The organism is Kitasatospora sp. NPDC023120 (genome assembly GCF_055560835.1).
Genome location: NZ_JBVHHY010000009.1, coordinates 120,573 through 137,523, shown reverse-complemented (window position 1 = coordinate 137,523; position 16,951 = coordinate 120,573). Strand labels below are relative to the sequence as shown.

The window sequence follows — 16,951 nt, the reverse complement described above, 5'->3', positions numbered from 1 at the left end:
CGGGTTCTGCGTTTCCGGCTTCCACGGCTCGCGGCTCGACGGCGGACGCGCCGGGAGGAAGCGCCGGCCCCGGCGACTCGGGCTCAGTGGGCATGCTGCTCCTGCCGCTGCCGTGGCGGACCGCGCCGACCGTCCGGACGGGCCGCGTGGCGGTGTGATGGGTCGTGCTGGATAGGACGGTGCCGACGGACGGTGGTCAGTCGAGGTACGGTCTCCCCGCTGCTTCCCGCACGTGGACACACATTCCCACCATCCTGGCCAATGTTCCGCCGAGCGGCAATGCCAACGGGCCGGAAATCTTCCGCTCCGCCTTCTGTTCAGGGCTTCCTTCGACAGCGAATCAATCGACCGCGAACAATCGTACGACGGCGGCGTACGGTTCAGGGCGACACGAGTTCGAACCAGGTGACCTTGCCGTCGCCTCTCAGCTGTACGCCCCAGGAGTCCGCGAGCGCCTCCACCAGCAGCAGGCCGCGCCCCGAGGTCGCGTACTCGGCCTCCGGATCCCGCCGGCGCCCGGGCAGCTTGCTGGTGCCGTCCTGCACCTCGATGCGCAGCCGGTGGTCCGATCCGAGCACCGCGTCGAAGACGGCGCCCTTGGTGGTGTGCAGCAGCGCGTTGGTGACCAGCTCGGAGGAGAGCAGCTCGGCGGTGTCGGACAGCTCCGGCACCCCCCAGTGGCTCAGCGCGGTGCGCAGCCGCCGCCGGACCGCGCCGACCGCGACCACGTCGGCCGGGTCGAGCGTCAGGTGCAGCCGGCGGATCAGCGCACAGCCGGGGGCCGGCGCGTCCGGCAGGGCCGTCCCGTTCGCATGGGTGGTCCCGCTCGCGTCGGTCGTCCCGCTCGTGCCGGTCGTACTGGTGGTGCCGTTCGCGCCGGTGCCGCCGACCGCCCCCTGGACCGGACCGGACCGGTAGGCATCGCCCGAACTCGTCCGCTGCCGCGGGAATCGCGACTGACCGTTCATCACCACATGCCCCCGCCCTGGAATCCGGGCCCCCGCCTCCGGATCCCCCGCCGGCCGGGTGGCCCCCTCGATCTGACCACCATCCTCATGCCCAGTTGACGGCGTTTGCAACAGTGTGCGTCCGATCACGTGGGGTGAAAGGGGCACGGGGAGGTTCGCGTGATCCAACTGCCCGCGCCGGACAGGTTTGCGAAGCGCAGAGGCCGTTTTCGAACCCGCCGACCCTCGATCCCGCGCACACCCGGCGCCCGCACGGACCGTGCGCCCGACCACGCGCCCCCTGCCGCACCCCCACCCCGCGCCGGGGCCGGCGGCCGTCACGCCCACCGCTCGGCCACCCCCCGGCTCCCGCCTCACCCCCATCCCCCGCCCAGGGAGCCGAACCCGCGCGGACCGGCAACGCTGGACAGGGCGGCCCGGTCCGGGTTCAATGACCCGGGATGTTTGAACGCCGTTCTAACATCACCCCCGAAAGCCTCCGAGGCCCCGAAGCCCCGAGCCGACCCCGTCCCGGCGACCGCGAGCGAGGAACCGTGCGACTGACCCCCACCGAGCGGGACCGGCTGCTGATCTTCACAGCAGCCGAGCTGGCCCGCGCCCGCCGCGCCCGGGGCGTACGCCTCAACATCCCCGAGGCCACCGCCCTGATCGCGGACACCGTCTGCGAGGCCGCCCGCGACGGCCGACGCCTCGCCGAGGCCATCGAGGCCGGCCGTTCCGTGCTGACCGCCCACGACGTCCTGCCCGGCGTGCCGGACGTGGTCACCGTCGTCCAGGTCGAGGCCGTCTTCGACGACGGCACCCGCCTCGCCGTCGTCAACGACCCGTTCAAGGGCGCCGGCTCGCTCGGCGACGAGGCCCCCGGCGGTGCGCTGATCGGTGACGGCGCCGGCTACGACCCGGTCGAGGAGACGCTGCTGCTCCCCGTCCACAACACCTCCGAGGTGCCGATCTCGGTCACCTCGCACTTCCACTTCTTCGAGGCCAACCCGCGCCTGGCCTTCGACCGCGCCGCCGCGTACGGCACCCACCTCGCGGTGCCGGCCGGCTCCTCGGTGCGCTTCGACCCGGGCGCCATCGTCGAGGTCGGCCTGGTGCCGATCGGCGGCGATCGGGTCGCGATCGGGTTCGCGGGGCTCGTGGACGGTCCCCTGGACGCGCCCGGCGCGAAGGAGGCCGCCCTGGCGAAGGCCCGCGCGACCGGCTACCTGACCAGCTTCGACGACGCGGAGGTGCCCTCATGACGGCGATCACCCCTCACGACTACATCTCCGTCCACGGCCCGCGCGCCGGGGACCGGGTCCGGCTCGGCGACAGCGGTCTGATCGTCCGCGTCGAGTCCGACTCCCAGGCGCCCGGCGACGAGTTCCTGGCCGGCTTCGGCAAGACCGCCCGCGACGGCCTGCACCTCAAGCCCGCCGCCGTCCGCGACACCTGCGACGTCGTGATCAGCAACGTCCTCGTGATCGACGCGGTCCAGGGCATCCGCAAGACCTCGATCGGCCTGATCGACGGCCGCATCGCCTCGATCGGGCGGGCCGGCAACCCGGACACCCTGGACGGCGTGGAGGTGGTCGTCGGCACCGGTACGACGATCGTCTCCGGCGAGGGCCTGATCGCCACCGCGGGCGCCATCGACACCCACGTCCACCTGCTCTCGCCGCGGATCATGGAGGCCTCGCTGGCCTCCGGCGTCACCACGATCATCGGCCAGGAGTTCGGACCGGTGTGGGGCGTCGGCGTCAACTCGCCGTGGGCGCTGCGCCACGCCTTCAACGCCTTCGACGCCTGGCCGGTCAACATCGGCTTCCTGGGCCGCGGTTCGTCCTCCGACGAGGCCCCGCTGGTCGAGGCGCTGGCCGAGGGCGGCGCGTCCGGCTTCAAGGTGCACGAGGACATGGGCGCGCACACCCGCGCGCTGGACACCGCACTGCGGGTCGCCGAGGAGTACGACGTCCAAGTGGCCCTGCACACCGACGGGTTGAACGAGTGCCTGTCGGTCGAGGACACCCTGCGCGTCCTCGACGGCCGCACCATCCACGCCTTCCACATCGAGGGCTGCGGCGGCGGACACGTTCCCAACGTGCTGAAGATGGCGGGCGTGCCGAACGTCATCGGCTCCTCCACCAACCCGACGCTGCCGTTCGGCCGCGACGCCCTGGGCGAGCACTTCGGCATGATCGTCTCCGCGCACGACCTCAAGGTCGACCTGCCCGGCGACGCCGCGATGGCCCGCGACCGCATCCGGGCCGGCACCATGGGCGCCGAGGACGTGCTGCACGACCTCGGGGTCATCGGCATCACCTCCTCCGACGCCCAGGGCATGGGCCGCGCCGGCGAGACCGTGCGCCGCACCTTCGCCATGGCCGGGAAGATGAAGGCCGAACTCGGCCCGCTCGACGGCACCGGCTCGTACGGGACGACGGAGAGCGGCGACGACAACGAGCGCGTGCTGCGCTACATCGCCAAGCTCACCATCAACCCGGCCATCGCGCACGGACTTTCGCACGAGGTCGGCTCGATCGAGATCGGCAAGCTCGCCGACATCGTGCTGTGGCGCCCGGACCACTTCGGGGCCAAGCCGCAGCTCGTCCTCAAGGCCGGCTTCCCCGCCTACGGCGTGGTCGGCGACCCCAACGCCTCCACCGACCGCTGCGAACCCCTCGTCCTGGGGCCGCAGTTCGGCGCCCACGGGGCGACCGCCGCCGACATCTCGGTGGCCTTCGTCGCCCAGGCCGCCGCCGACGGCGCCTACCTCGACCGCCCCGCCGACGGGCTGCCCACCCGCCGCCGCCGCGTCGGCGTCCGCGGCACCCGCGGCATCGGGCCGCGCGACATGGTGCGCAACGCCCGCGTCGGCCACGTGGAGGTCACCGAGACCGGGCTGGTCTCGCTGGACGGCTCGCCGCTGCGCTCCGAACCGGCCGACAGCGTCTCGCTCAGCCGCCTCTACTTCCTCTGAGCCGCGCCCGCCTCCTCCGCTGAACTTCCCCTGATCCCCCCATTGTTGAGGACTCCACGATGACCACCCCCACGCCCGCCTCCCTCGGCTACCGGATGCCCGCCGAGTGGCACCCGCACGACCGCACCTGGATGGCCTTCCCGACCACCAACCCCACCTTCGACGGCCCCGAGGCGCTGCACGCCGCCCGCGAGGCCTGGGCCGCCGTCGCCGACACCATCGTCACGTACGAGCCGGTGACCCTGATCGTCAACACCGGCGAGACGGCGGAGGCGCGCAAGTACGTCTCCGAGCGGGTCGAGATCGTCGAGCGCCCGCTGAACGACGCCTGGATGCGCGACATCGGTCCGTCCTTCCTGATCGACGGAAAGGGCTCGCTGGCCGCCGCCGACTGGATCTTCAACGGCTGGGGCGCGCAGTCCTGGGCCCGCTGGGACAAGGACCAGCACATCGCCGAGCACATCAGCGAACTGTCGGACGTCCAGCGCTTCGCCTCCCGGCTGATCAACGAGGGCGGCGGCATCCACGTCGACGGCGAGGGCACGGTGCTGGTCACCGAGACCGTCCAACTCGGCGAGGGCCGCAACGCGGACTGGACCAAGGAGGAGGTCGAGGCCGAACTGCACGCCTTCCTCGGCACCACCAAGGCGATCTGGCTGCCGCGCGGACTCACCCGCGACTACGACGAGTTCGGCACCCGGGGGCACATCGACATCGTCGCCTCCTTCGTGCGCCCGGGCGTCGTGGTCGCCCACGTCCAGCCCGACCCGGCCCACCCGGACCACGAGGTCTGCCAGGAGCTCGTCGCCATCCTGCGCGCCTCGACCGACGCCCAGGGCCGACAGCTCGAGGTCATCGAACTGCCCGCCCCCACCGTCCTGCTGGACGAGGACGGCGAGCCGGTCGACTACTCCTACATCAACCACTACGTCGCCAACGGCGCCGTGATCCTGTGCGCCTTCGCCGACCCGCGCGACCAGGAGGCCGCCGCCATCCTCGGCCGCGCCTACCCGGGCCGCACCGTCGAGCTCGTGGACGCCCGCGAGATCTTCGCCAACGGCGGCGGCATCCACTGCATCACCCAGCAGCAGCCCAAGGCGCTCTGACACCCGCGCCCCCGGGCGGGAGCCACGCGCTCCCGCCCGGGTAGCCTTCGAACCTCCGTTCCACCGAGGGAGAGCAACACACATGGCGGACCCCCGCCCGCGCCGGCCGGCACGCCCCCGCGAGGAGGTCTTCGCCACCGCCCGGGCCGCGATCGCCGAACACGGGCTCGCCAAACTCACCATGGCCGGGCTCGGCAAGCAGCTCCAGATGAGCGCCGGACACCTGCTCTACTACTTCGGCAGCAAGGACCAGCTGCTGCTGGAAACCCTCCGCTGGAGCGAGGACCAGCTCGGCGCCCGCCGCCGCGACACCCTCGCCGACCACGCCCTCGACCCCTGGCAGCGCCTCGACGCCTACCTGCGGCTCTACCTGCCCGAGGGAGCGGGGGACCCGCGCTGGATCCTCTGGGTCGAGGTGTGGGGGCGCTCGCCCGCGAGCGCCGAGATCCGCCAGGGGCAGCAGGAGATCGAGGCCCCCTGGCAGGCCGACCTGGTGACCCTCATCGAGGAGGGCACCGCCACCGGCCACTTCACCCCGGGCCCCGCAGCCGACCGCGCCGCCCAGATCCGCGCCCTCCTCGACGGCCTGGCCGTCCCCATCGCCATCGGCCTCCCCGGCACCCACCCCCCGGCCGCCCTCACCCAAGCCACCACCGTCGCAGCCATCCTCCTCCGCACCTGAGCGGAGCCGAGCGCGCGAGGGAAAGCGGGGGGAAATATGCAGACCGGTCTACTGACTCTGCCCGCTCGCGATCGGTAGCCGCCGACAGTCACCCGCAGCCGCCTGCGGCCACCCGCGGCCACCCGCACGAAAAGTCGGCCAGGCCGACTTCCTGTGCGGCACTACCCGACCGTGCGCGAGGAATATGCAGACCGGTCTACTGATTCGGCGGCGGAACACCCCAGCGCGCGCCAAAAGTCGGGCGGGTCGACTTCCTGCGCGCCCCGGCGGGCCCGCACCCTTCCTCCCCTGCGCCCGAAATTATGCAGACCGGTCTACTGATTCGACGGGCTGCGTGCACGAGGGGGCCGCGCGCCAAAAGTCGGGCAGGTCGACTTTTGACGCGGCGCCGGCGTCTTCGGGCACCAAAATATGCAGACCGGTCTACTGATTTACAGCCCTCGCTGCCTGCGCGCACGGAAAGTCGGCCAGGTCGACTTCCTGTGTGCGTGTGCGGCCAGCTGGCGCGACGTCGAGAGGAATATGCAGACCGGTCTACATATTGGCTGGGCCACGGAAGCCCGTGTGCGCCAGAAGTCGGCTGGGTCGACTTCTGGCGCACACGGGGTCGGGCTGCGTTCACTCGGTCCAGATGGCGGCGGCGGTACGGTCGTCGGCGTAGCCCTTGGCGCGGACTTGGACCTGGCGCAGGAAGTCGACGGTGCCCGGGGGGTGGGGGTGGGCCCAGTGGGTGGAGAGGAAGTGGGCGACGGCGGGTTCGTCGGCGATCGGGCGGGCCAGGCCGGGGGTGCAGAGGAGCAGGATGTCGCCCGGGGTCGCGGGGACGAGCCGGAAGCGGAACGGGCGCGGGTCCGGGACCGGGGCCTCGGGTACCGGCGGCTGGCCGTCCGGGTGGTGCAGCAGCCGGGCCGCGTACGCGTCGATCCAGTGGCCGGAGCGCAGCAGGTAGAGGCCGCCCGGGCCGACGCCGAAGGCCACGCGGTAGCCGGCCTCCGGGTCGAGCGACACCATCAGGCAGTGCAGCGAGCCCGGGGACGGGGTGTCGTCCCCCTCCGCTCGGGGTGCCAGCGCGCGCAGCGGGGCGGCGGCGCTGGTGGCCAGCCGCTGGAGCCCGTAGCGGAGCCGGTCACGGGCGCCGTCACGGAGGTCCGCGGCGAGCCCGGCCCGGCTGCGTCCGATCGCGGCGGCGAGTTGGCGGCAGGCCTCCCCCGTGGCGGTGGCCACCGCCTCCGAGGTGACGGTGTCGTCCTCGGCGCCGCCCGTCCGGTCGAAGCCGCCGAGGACGGCGAGCAGCAGTCCGTCGGGCCCGTCGCCGAAGCGGGTGACCAGCAGGGAGTCCCGGCGCGGCTCGCCCCGGTAGCGCGCGGAGTCGCCCCGGACGGAGACGGCGCGCAGCACGGACAGTCCGTACTGCGCGCCCTCCAGCACGGTGTCCGGGACGAGCGCGCGGAGCGAGCCCGGGTCGGCCTCCGGTAGGGCTGTCGGCTCGGGTCCGTACGTCGGGGGGCGCTCGCCGACGTGCGGGACGGCGGCCCCGCCGTCGGCGAGCGGCCCGCGGACGGCCAGGCGGGGGTCGGCGATGGTGGCGGTGGCAGGCAGCGGCACCGGCGCGGAGCCGGGCGCGGGGGCGTGGTCGGGCTCGGGTTCGGGAGCCGGATCGGAGGCGGGTTCCTCGGGTACGTCGGGCAGCGCGGGCAGCTCGGGGTCCTCGGCAGCGACGGGCTCCGGCTCGGGCTCGGGCTCAGCGACGGGCTCGGCGACAGGCTCGGGATCGGGCTCGACCTCGGCGACGGGTTCGGGTTCCGGCTCCGGGGCGGCCTTCTCCAGCGAGACCGGCGCAGCCTCCGACTCCGGCGCAGCCTCCGGCTCCGGCTCGGCCTCCGGCTCGGGTTCCGGCGCAGCCTCGGGCTCCGGCTTGGGCGCGTCGTCAGCGAAGGACGGTGCCCGGAACTGGTGGGTCTCCGTCGACGTCCGCTGGCGCCCGATCCCCTCCGCCCCGCCGATCACGCCGACCGCGGTGTGGAACCAGTCGTCGATGCTGTCGCGGCTGTCCTGCGCCGGCCCCGGTTCCCCCCCGGGCTCCTGCACGGCTTCCGGCTCCCCCTCCGGCCCCGACTCCGGCCCCGACTCTGCGCCCGCCCCCGCCCCCGGCGACGCCGACCGCTGCTGCCCGATGAGCCCTGCCGCCGTGTCGAACCAGTCGTCCACGCTGCCGTCCCCCGGGTCGGCGTGCGGGGTGTCCGGGAGGGTGCCCGCCGGGCCGTCGTAGACGGTGTCCCACCAGCCGTCGTCCGGCCGGTGCGGCTGCGGGGGTGCACCCTGGTTGCTCATCTGGCGGCTCCTGCTCGGTCCGTGGTCGCGCGCCGCCCCCGGCGGGCCGGGCTCGACGTCATTGTTCTCCAAGTGCAACGACCCTGTCCGGGTTTCGGCGACAACCGGTCACCCACCGGAACATCCCGGCCACCCCGCCCACCAGCCGGTTCGTCGCCCGCACCCCGGGGGCGGCACCGCGGGTGCCCCTGCCCGTCCGCTTCCGTTCCGTCCGCGCTTGCCGGATGTGCCCGGAGCAGGGTGTTTCCTGGCCATCCGGGCGTTCGGGCCCCCGAAAATGAGGGCCGATGGGGGGCATCGCTTCACCCATTCGGCTGATTAAATGTGCGCATGACCGCGTCGGCCCCCAGCTCGCCCCGACCGGGGAGGGCCGCACCGGCGGGCCGCCCGGTGGGTGCGCTGTTGGTCCTGCTGGTCGTCGCCCTGCTGACGATGCTGCCCTGCGCGGGTCAGGCGAAGGCGTTGGACGGTCCTGCCCGTCCGGTGCCGGCCGCGGCTCCGGTCAGTGCCGTCACCGTCGTCAGCGTCCAGGTCGCGACCGGACGAGCGCCCCACACCGGCCACGCCGGCCAGGCCATCAAGGCCGTCAAGCCCGCCGAGGCCGCCGAGGCCGCCCAGGACACCAAGTCCCCGAAGGCCTCCGACCACCGCCGGATCGCCGAGGACCAGGGGCACTGGATCCTCTGCACCGCCGACGGCGAGCCCCCGCGCAACAACGGCTGTTCCAGCCACCCGTACTGCTCGCAGGACGCCCAGCTGCCGAATCCGCCGCCGCAGCCGCAGCCCGCCGTGTCGCCCGTCGCCCCGGCCGCGCCCGAGGCGCTGCCCCGGGTGGTGCCCGCGGGTCTGCTGGACGGTTCGCACCCGGCGCCCGACCTGCACGAGCTCCAGGTCCACCGGTCCTGAGCGGAACCCACCGCCGGCCCAGCCGCCGACGGATCCGCCCCGTCTCACACTCCAGCTGACCGTCGCCACCGACCGGTGCGCGGCGGAGACAAGGACACCACCATGGGTTCCGCCTCCAAGCAGTCCAACAAGTCCGGCGGCAAGCAGGCCGGCCTCGACCGCCGCGCCCGGATCGCCGAGCTGCGCGCCGCCGAGCAGCGCCGCGACCGCCGCAACAAGCTCGTCGCCTCGGTGGCGGCCGGCGTGCTGGTGATCGGCGCGATCGCCACCGGCACCTGGGTGGTCATGGACCAGAACCAGAAGAAGAAGGACAAGGAAGCCGCCGCCAACGCCGACATCCCGGGTGTGAAGACCTTCGGCGACCTGACCCGCAACCACGTCAAGGAGAAGGTCACCTACCCGATGACCCCGCCGGTCGGCGGCGACCACAACGCGATCTGGCTGGACTGCATGGGCCACGTCTACGACCAGCCGGTCGAGAACGAGCGCGCCGTCCACTCGCTGGAGCACGGCGCGGTCTGGGTGACCTACAACGGCAAGGCCACGCCGGACGACATCAAGACCCTGACCGACAAGGTCAAGGCCACCCCGTACTCGCTGATGAGCCCGTACCCGGACGAGCAGGGCACCATCACCCTGAACGCGTGGAGCACCCAGCTGGTCGTGGACAGCGCCAGTGACCCCCGGGTGAACCAGTTCTTCACCAAGTACGTCCAGGGCAAGCAGACCCAGGAGCCGGGCGCCTCCTGCACCATGGGGCAGATGTGACCGCCGGCCCGGGCCGCCCCGAGGGGGCCGAGGCCGCCGTCGGGACGGCCGCAGAGGCTCTCACGGAGGCCGTCGCCGCGGAGGACGGGGCCAAGTCCCCGCGCCGGCGCATGTGGTGGCCGGCCGCGCTGGCCGCCGCCGTGGCGCTGGCGCTCGGGGTCCCGGCCCTGGTGGCGAGCGGGACCTCCGCCTCCGGCACCTCGCTGTCCGTCCCCGCGGACGACTCGCCCGAGGCCGGGTTCGCCCGCGACATGGCGACCCACCACCAGCAGGCGGTGGACCTGTCGTTCGTCGTCCGGGACCGCACCGGCGACGAGCCGACCCGCACCCTCGCCTTCGACGTCATCAACACCCAGGCCAACCAGCGCGGGATGATGATGGGCTGGCTGGACCAGTGGGGGCTGACGCAGCACTCGCCCGCCAAGCCGATGGCGTGGATGAAGATGGGCCACGACTACCAGGCGCACGACGGTTCGCTGATGCCCGGCATGGCCACCAACACCCAGATCGCGAAGCTTCGTTCGCTCAGCGGGCGGGACGCCGAGGTGTTCTACCTGCAGCTGATGATCGAGCACCACAAGGGCGGCGTCGAGATGGCCCAGGGCTACGTGGACCTGGCCAGGAACGACACCGAGAAGCGGCTCGCGCAGTCGATGGTGGTCGCCCAGACCTCGGAGCTGCAGCTGATGACCGACATGCTCACCGAACGCGGCGCCGCCCCCGGCGTGCCCGCCTCCTGAGCCGGCTCCCGAACCGGCTCACCTCCCTCGTTCCCCGGACGGCCGGGGTGCGGCCGACGGTCCCGTACCGTCCCCGCCGCGCCCCGGCCGTCCGTCGTTCCCACCCCGTTCCAGGGAGACCTCGCATGACTCCCGACACCTCGGACCGCTCCTGGCTGATCGCCGGGCTGGGCAACCCCGGCCCGTGGTTCCGGCGGACCCGGCACAACGCGGGCTTCCTGGCCGTCGACCGGCTGGCCGAGCGGCACGGCGCCCGGTTCCGGCGGCGCGGGATCGCCACCCTGGTCGCGGAGATCGAGGTCGACGGCCGGCCGGTGCTGCTCGCCAAGCCGCTGTGGTTCATCAACCTGTCCGGCCGCCCGGTGGCCGCGCTGCTGCGCCGGTACGGCGTGCCGGTGGAGCGGCTGGTGGTGGTGCAGGACGACCTGGACTTCGCGTTCGGCTCGGCCCGGCTCAAGCGCGGCGGCGGGCCCGGCGGTCACAACGGGGTGCGCTCGGTGGGCGAGGTGCTCGGCACCCGCGACTTCGTCCGGCTGCGGTTCGGCATCGGGCGGCCGCCGAAAGGGCAGAGCGTCGGCGACTTCGTGCTGAAGAAGTTCTCGGACGACGAACTGGCCGCGATGCCAGCCGAGTTGGACCGTTGCGCGGACGCCCTGGAGACGCTGGTGCGGCTCGGCCTGAACCGGGCCCAGGACGCCCTGAACGCCCCGCCCCGCTAGGAGCGGACCGTCCGCCCGGCACGGTCGGTACCGTCACCGCGGTCGGTACGGGCGGCACGGCCGACGTGGGCGGTACGGCCGACACGGTCGGTCCGCACCACCGGACGCGCCGTGCGGACCGGTCCGGTGAGGAGCGCGGCGCCCGCCGCGACCGCCGCGAGGACGAACAGCACCGTCCGCCCACCGGACGCCGCGCCCGCCAGGTGGACGCCGAGAACGGACAGCGCCATGCCGAGCGCCGTCCCGAGGCTGCGCGCCATGTTCACCATGCCGCCGCCGACCGCCGAGCACTCCGCCGGGATCGCCCTCATCACCAGCGCGTTGTTGGCCGGCAGCAGCAGGCCCAGCCCGTACCCGGCGACCAGCAGCGGGACCGCCGAGGCGGTCGAGGCGGGCAGCAGGGCGAACAGCAGCAGTCCGGCGGAGGCGGCCGCCGCGCCGGCGCGACACCTGGTCGCGTCCGACCAGTCCCGGGGCAGCAGCCCGCCGCCGACCGTCGCGGCGACCGCGAACGCGGCGGGCAGCAGGGTGACCACCAGGCCCGCACCGGCCGTCGACACGCCCGCGCCGGTGAGCAGCACCGGGCCCAGCACGAGCGGGCAGAACAGCAGCAGGTACCCGATCAGCGCGACCGCCAGGCCGGACCGCACGCCGGGGGTGTTGACCAGTCCGGGCGCCAGGATCGGCCGGGCCGCCCGCCGTTCCCGGCGTACCAGCGCGACCGTGAGCACGGCGGCGGCGAACAGCAGGACGGCGACCAGCCAGCCGGGCAGCGGCAGGCCGGATGCGGTGGACAGCGCGAGCAGCAGCGCCGTGGTCGCGCCGGTGAGCAGCAGCATGCCGGGCAGGTCGAAGCGGGCGTCCTCCCGTTGCGGACGCACCGCCGGGTGCCTCCTGGGGTTCGGCACGGGAGCGGGGCGGTCCGCACGGGCGCGGTCCGCACGGGTGCCGTCCGTGCGGGGGCCGCCGGTGCGGGTGCGGGGCAGCAGGTACCAGCCGGCCAGGATGCCGAACACGGCGATCGGCACGTTGACCCAGAACACCCAGCGCCAGGAGGCGTGTTCGACCAGCAGTCCGCCGAGACTGGGCCCGAGCGCCAGTCCCAGGCCCTGGGCGGAAGCCTGGATGCCGAGCGCCCGCCGCATCGCGTGCTCCGGGACGCCGCGCGCGACCAGGGCGACGCTGTTGGCCTGCATCATCGCCGCGCCGACGGCCTGGACGGCGCGGCAGCCGACCAGGATCCAGAGGCTGCCGGCGAATCCGGCGCCGAGCGAGGAGAGGCCGAAGAGCGCGAAACCGCCGATGTACATCGTCTTGCGGCCGACCAGGTCGGACAGCCAGCCGATCGGGGCCAGCAGGGCGACCAGGACGAGCAGGTAGGCGAGGGCGACCCACTCGACGGCGGCGAAGCCCGCGTCGAAGTGGTGGCCGATCGCGGGGAAGACGAGCGCGATGACGCTGGCGTCGAGCTGACCGAGGAAGGCGCCGAGGCAGACCGTCCCGACGGCCAGCCAGTGGGCGTGGCGCCAGCCGGCGATGCCGCGGGGCCGGGGTCGCTCGGTGAGCAGCCGTGCGGCAAGGGCGGTGGCGTTCATGCCACGAATATATCGGATACAGATATGTTCTTTCTACGAGCAGATCGGCCTGCGATACGCAGCGTCTCGGACTGCGTCTCGACGTGCGTCCGCACCGCGTCCGAGGGGCGGACCGCGCCCCCGAAACGCCCCGTACCAGGAGATACGCTGTCCGCCATGCCGTCGTCACCACACGCTCGCGACTCCGCCACCGAAAGCCCCGACCCGGCGGTCGAGCACGCCCGGCAGCTGACCGACACCGTCACCCGGCTGCGCCGCGCCCTGCGCAGCAGCATCCGCACCGACTACCCGTGGGAGTCCCTGCCGATGGCGCAGGTCGAACTCCTCCAGACCCTCGCCGCCGCCCCGCTGCGGGTCGGCGAACTGGCCGCCCGGCAACGGCTCGCCCCCAACACCGTCAGCGGACTGGTCGGCAAGCTGCTCGAAGCCGGCTTCGTGGACCGCCAGGCCGACCCCGGCGACCGCCGCACCGCCCGGATCGCCCTCACCCCGGCCGGCCGGCGCCAGCTCGACGACTGGCAGCACGCCCACGAGCGCCGCATCGCCACCGCGCTCGGCACCCTCGACCCCGCCGACCGTGCGGCGGTCGTCGACGCCCTGCCCGCGCTGGACCGGCTCGCCCGCGCCCTCGCCCAGCCGGGGACCGGCGCCGAGCAGGGCTGAACCCCGGACGCCAGAGCACCCGGCAGACGAAATCGCTGGTCACCGCCCCGGGACGACCGCTACGGTCCCCGGCATGACCACTGCACGGGTACGGATCGAGCCCTGGACGGACGACGACCTCGCGCTGCTGCGCCGGGTCAACACCCCGGAGATGAAGAAGCACGTCGGCGGGCCGGAGACCGAGGAGCAGCTGCTCGTCCGGCACGGCCGCTACCTGGACTTCGTCCCGTCCGGGCTCGGCTGCATGTACCGGATCGTGCTGCTGCCCGAGGACGGGACCGTCGCGGACGAGAGCCTCGGGGACGCCGCGGTCAGCGGCGAGGCGGTGGGCACGGTCGGCTACGGCACCCGCACCTGGGAGGGCGAGACCGTCCACGAGATGGGGTGGAACGTGCTGCCCGGCTACCAGGGCCGGGGCATCGCCGTCGCCGCCACCCGCGCCGCGGTCGCGGCCGCCCGCCGCGAGGCCGCCCACCGGTACCTGCACGCCTTCCCGTCGGTGGACAACCCCGCCTCCAACGCGGTCTGTGCCAAGGCCGGGTTCACGCTGCTCGGCGAGACCGACTTCGAGTTTCCGCCCGGACGGTTCATGCGCAGCCACAACTGGCGGGTGGACCTGCGCAGTTCGGACTGAACGGGAGGACCGGAGGGGCGGACCGGAGCGGACGGACCGGAGCGGACGGACCGGAGCGGGCGGACCGGGACCGGCACCGGGCTCAGAACAGGGTCCCGCTCTCCAGCTCCAGCAGTCGGCGCTTGCGGTCCACGCCCGCCGCGAAGCCGGTGAGCGAGCCGTTGGCGCCGAGCACCCGGTGGCACGGGCGCACGATCAGCAGCGGGTTGGCACCCACCGCGCCGCCGACCGCGCGCACCATCCGCGGCTCCTGCCCGGCCAGCTCGGCGAGTTCGCCGTAGGTGACGGTCGTGCCGTACGGGATCTCGTCCAGCGCGGCCCAGACCGCACGGCGGAACTCGGTGCCCATCGGCGCGAGCGGCAGGTCGAACTCGGTGCGCTCGCCCGCGAAGTAGGCGGTCAGCTGGGCGACCGGCTCGGCGAGCGCCTCCGGGTCGAGGACCCAGTCGTCGGCGGGCTCGGCCAGCGCGTACTTCTGGCCCGGCGCGGTGACAGTGGCCAGCGCGGCCGGACCGCCGTCCTCGGGCAGGACGCCGCTGAGCAGCAGCCGGCCGAACGGGCTCTCCATGGTGGTGTAGACGGTCGTGGTGCGGGCGGGGGTGTCGTGGGCGGGGGTGGTGCTGGCAGTGGTGGTGCTCATGCTCGGGCGTTCTCCGTTCCGGTGTTGATGATCGCGGGGCCGGCCCACAGCCGGTGGACCGCGTAGGAGCGCCACGGCGCCCAGGCCTCGGCCGCGCGGGCCGCGGACTTCGGGTCGCCGGGGGCGCCGAGCCGGACGAGGCCGTGCTTGACGCCCACGTCGCTCGGGAGGAAGACATCGGGGTCGGCGAGGGCCCGCATCCGCAGGTAGCCGACCGTCCAGGGGCCGATGCCGGGCTGGGCCAGCAGCCGGGCCGCGGCCTCCTCCCGGTCGACCCCGCTGTCGAGGCGGACCACGCCCTCGGCCAGGGCCGCGCACAGTCCGGTGAGCGCACGGCGGCGGGCGGCGGGCATCGCGAAGTCCTCCGGGTCCGCGGTGGCCAGCGCCGCCGCGGTCGGGAAGAGCAGCCGCAGTCCGCCGCTGGGCTCGGGCAGCGCGGTGCCGTACTTCTGGGCGAGCCGGCCCGCCAGGGTACGGGCGGCGCCGACGGTGATCTGTTGCCCGAGGACGGCGCGGACGGCGAGCTCGTGCGGGTCCACATGACCGGGCGACCGCAGGCCGGGACGCTCCCGGACCAGCGGCCCGAGCACTCGGTCCGCACCGAGCTGCTCGTCGACCGCGAGCGGGTCGGCGTCCAGGTCGAAGAGGATGCGCAGGCGCTGGACGGCGGTCGGCAGGTCCCGCAGATCGGCGAGGAGCAGACGGCAGTCCAGCCAGCCGCGGGTGCGCGGCTCGCCCGGCGCCAGCCCGTCGACCTCGGCGATTCCGTGCCCGTACGGCAGCGCGAGGGTGCGCCGGTAGGTGCGGACGCCGGGGCTCGCGCCGGGCACGACCTCCTCCACGCCGGGAACGGCGCGCAGGGCGAGGAAGTCGATCAGGTGGTCGCTGTCCAGCGGGCCGCGGTAGGCGAGGCGCAGGGTGAGACCGCCGGCCGGGGTCGCGGTGCGGCGCCCGGCGGCGACCTCCGCGCGCAGGCCGCTGGGGGTGCGGTCGTAGACCTCGCGGACGGTGTCGTTGAACTGGCGGACGGAGGCGAAACCGGCCGCGAACGCGATGTCGGTGACGGGCAGTTCGGTGGTCTGCAGCAGGAGGCGGGCGGTCTGGGCTCGCCGGGCGCGGGCCAGCGCGATCGGGCCGGCGCCGAGCTCGGCGGTGAGCTGGCGCTGCAGTTGGCGGGAGCTGTAGCCGAGTCGGCCGGCCAGGCCCGCGACGCCCTCGCGGTCCACCACGCCGTCGCCGATCAGCCGCATCGCGCGGCCGACCAGGTCGGCGCGGTGGTTCCACTCCGGGGAACCCGGCACGGAGTCGGGGCGGCAGCGGCGGCAGGCGCGGAAGCCGGCGCCCTGGGCGGCCGCGGCGCTGGGGTAGAAGACGCAGTTGGCGCGCTTGGGTGTCACGGCGGGGCAGCTCGGTCGGCAGTAGATGCCGGTGGAGGTGACGGCCGTGAAAAAGACGCCGTCGAAACGGGCGTCGCGGCTGTCCACGGCTCGGTACCGGATGTCGTCGTCGATCACGTTGTCCAGTTTGCGGGATCGGGTGGGGGGCGACTGGCGGGAATCGGACATCGCCGTTCGGGGGCCCTCCCCCCTCCCCCCGCCCCACCCCTCCCCCGCCGCCTACCACCTCGGGCCATGGCGCGTCGGCCACCGGCTCGGTGCCCGCCGCCCATCGGCCGGCCCGCGAATATTCGCGCGCCGGGCGGACGGCCCGCGGTTACGCTCGCCCCATGAGCGAGCAGCCCGGCGACCAGCCCGCCGACCACCCGTACGCCGGCCCGGACGACCCGCGGGTCGTCGCCCTGCCCCCGGAGGAGTTCGCGTTCCCCGGTCCGCTGCGCGACCAGCTGGTCGCGGCCGTCCTCGACGGCGCCAAGACCAGCACCACCGGCCTGATCGCCGGCTACGAGCACGAGGGCGAGCCCCTGCCGCAGCCCGGCGAGCGGGCCGCCGTGCTCGACTCGGACGGCCGCCGGGTCGCGGTGATCGAGACCACGGACGTCCGCGTGGTCCCGCTCGCCGAGGTCGACCTGCAGCACGCCCTCGACGAGGGCGAGGGGTACGGCAGCGTGGCCGAGTGGCGTGCGACGCATGAGCGGTTCTGGCGCAGCCCGGAGATGCTCGACGCCCTCGATGACCCGGGTTTCACCGTGGACGACGCCACCCCGGTGGTCCTCCAGCGCTTCCGGCTGGTGGCCGACCTCCGCTGAGCCGGGTGGGGCCCGGCGGAGGCCGGCCGAC

The 16,951-nt window shown here is 74.0% G+C and carries 16 protein-coding genes; 11 read left to right on the top strand and 5 right to left on the bottom strand.

All coding sequences use genetic code 11. From position 1 onward, the window contains the following. Positions 1 to 380 precede the first annotated feature (380 nt). Complete coding sequence (locus tag ACZ3TI_RS15440; protein ID WP_465726691.1) at positions 381 to 968, bottom strand: ATP-binding protein; 588 nt, start codon at positions 966 to 968, stop codon at positions 381 to 383. 533 nt (positions 969 to 1,501) lie between these two features. Between ACZ3TI_RS15440 and ACZ3TI_RS15435 the strand changes: the two genes are divergently transcribed. The 4 genes from ACZ3TI_RS15435 (at position 1,502) to ACZ3TI_RS15420 (ending at position 5,718) form a co-directional block, all read left to right on the top strand. Further along, positions 1,502 to 2,212, top strand: a complete 711-nt coding sequence (locus ACZ3TI_RS15435) for an urease subunit gamma (RefSeq protein ID WP_465726690.1) — start codon at positions 1,502 to 1,504, stop codon at positions 2,210 to 2,212. Further along, positions 2,209 to 3,930, top strand: a complete 1,722-nt coding sequence (locus tag ACZ3TI_RS15430) for an urease subunit alpha (RefSeq protein WP_465726689.1) — start codon at positions 2,209 to 2,211, stop codon at positions 3,928 to 3,930. The genes ACZ3TI_RS15435 and ACZ3TI_RS15430 overlap by 4 nt, the downstream gene beginning before the upstream one ends. Positions 3,931 to 3,989: 59 nt before the next feature. Next, positions 3,990 to 5,036, top strand: coding sequence for an agmatine deiminase family protein (locus ACZ3TI_RS15425; RefSeq protein ID WP_465726688.1), 1,047 nt, complete (start codon positions 3,990 to 3,992; stop codon positions 5,034 to 5,036). Between the two features lie 82 nt (positions 5,037 to 5,118). Beyond that, positions 5,119 to 5,718 (top strand): TetR/AcrR family transcriptional regulator, encoded by a 600-nt coding sequence (locus ACZ3TI_RS15420; RefSeq protein WP_465726687.1) that lies wholly within the window; start codon positions 5,119 to 5,121, stop codon positions 5,716 to 5,718. Positions 5,719 to 6,336: 618 nt separating this feature from the next. On the opposite strand, the gene ACZ3TI_RS15415 is transcribed toward ACZ3TI_RS15420, so the two are convergent. Next, positions 6,337 to 8,049, bottom strand: coding sequence for a PP2C family serine/threonine-protein phosphatase (locus ACZ3TI_RS15415; protein WP_465726686.1), 1,713 nt, complete (start codon positions 8,047 to 8,049; stop codon positions 6,337 to 6,339). A 330-nt stretch (positions 8,050 to 8,379) separates the two neighbouring features. Between ACZ3TI_RS15415 and ACZ3TI_RS15410 the strand changes: the two genes are divergently transcribed. The 4 genes from ACZ3TI_RS15410 to pth all read left to right on the top strand — a co-directional run bounded on the left by ACZ3TI_RS15410 (position 8,380) and on the right by pth (position 11,182). Beyond that, entirely contained in the window at positions 8,380 to 8,955 is a 576-nt protein-coding gene (locus ACZ3TI_RS15410; protein ID WP_465726685.1) for a hypothetical protein, read from the top strand. 102 nt (positions 8,956 to 9,057) lie between these two features. Next, positions 9,058 to 9,723, top strand: coding sequence for a DUF3105 domain-containing protein (locus ACZ3TI_RS15405; protein ID WP_465726684.1), 666 nt, complete (start codon positions 9,058 to 9,060; stop codon positions 9,721 to 9,723). After that, positions 9,720 to 10,463 carry a DUF305 domain-containing protein gene (locus ACZ3TI_RS15400; RefSeq protein ID WP_465726683.1) on the top strand — a complete coding sequence of 248 codons (744 nt, stop codon included), beginning with the start codon at positions 9,720 to 9,722 and terminating at the stop codon, positions 10,461 to 10,463. Before ACZ3TI_RS15405 ends, ACZ3TI_RS15400 begins: the two co-directional genes overlap by 4 nt. A gap of 125 nt (positions 10,464 to 10,588) precedes the next feature. Then, positions 10,589 to 11,182, top strand: coding sequence for an aminoacyl-tRNA hydrolase (gene pth / locus ACZ3TI_RS15395; RefSeq protein ID WP_465726682.1), 594 nt, complete (start codon positions 10,589 to 10,591; stop codon positions 11,180 to 11,182). On the opposite strand, the gene ACZ3TI_RS15390 is transcribed toward pth, so the two are convergent. Next, a complete protein-coding gene (locus ACZ3TI_RS15390; protein ID WP_465726681.1) occupies positions 11,179 to 12,777 on the bottom strand; it encodes an MFS transporter in 1,599 nt (532 codons plus the stop codon). The two genes, pth and ACZ3TI_RS15390, sit on opposite strands and share 4 nt — an antisense overlap. 156 nt (positions 12,778 to 12,933) lie before the next feature. On the opposite strand from ACZ3TI_RS15390, the gene ACZ3TI_RS15385 reads away from it, so the two are divergent. Then, entirely contained in the window at positions 12,934 to 13,440 is a 507-nt protein-coding gene (locus ACZ3TI_RS15385; protein ID WP_465726680.1) for a MarR family winged helix-turn-helix transcriptional regulator, read from the top strand. A 73-nt stretch (positions 13,441 to 13,513) separates the two neighbouring features. Continuing rightward, complete coding sequence (locus tag ACZ3TI_RS15380; RefSeq protein WP_465726679.1) at positions 13,514 to 14,074, top strand: GNAT family N-acetyltransferase; 561 nt, start codon at positions 13,514 to 13,516, stop codon at positions 14,072 to 14,074. A gap of 82 nt (positions 14,075 to 14,156) precedes the next feature. Here ACZ3TI_RS15380 and ACZ3TI_RS15375 read toward each other — a convergent pair whose 3' ends face one another. Both ACZ3TI_RS15375 and ACZ3TI_RS15370 read right to left on the bottom strand, forming a co-directional pair. Beyond that, the gene (locus ACZ3TI_RS15375; RefSeq protein ID WP_465726678.1) at positions 14,157 to 14,714 is read right to left on the bottom strand and encodes a methylated-DNA--[protein]-cysteine S-methyltransferase; all 558 of its coding nucleotides are present in this window, start codon (positions 14,712 to 14,714) and stop codon (positions 14,157 to 14,159) included. Further along, entirely contained in the window at positions 14,711 to 16,279 is a 1,569-nt protein-coding gene (locus ACZ3TI_RS15370; RefSeq protein ID WP_465726677.1) for a DNA-3-methyladenine glycosylase 2 family protein, read from the bottom strand. The genes ACZ3TI_RS15375 and ACZ3TI_RS15370 overlap by 4 nt, the downstream gene beginning before the upstream one ends. A 161-nt stretch (positions 16,280 to 16,440) precedes the next feature. On the opposite strand from ACZ3TI_RS15370, the gene ACZ3TI_RS15365 reads away from it, so the two are divergent. Then, on the top strand, positions 16,441 to 16,920 hold the full coding sequence (locus ACZ3TI_RS15365; protein ID WP_465726676.1) for an ASCH domain-containing protein: 480 nt from the start codon (positions 16,441 to 16,443) through the stop codon (positions 16,918 to 16,920). Positions 16,921 to 16,951: the final 31 nt, after the last annotated feature.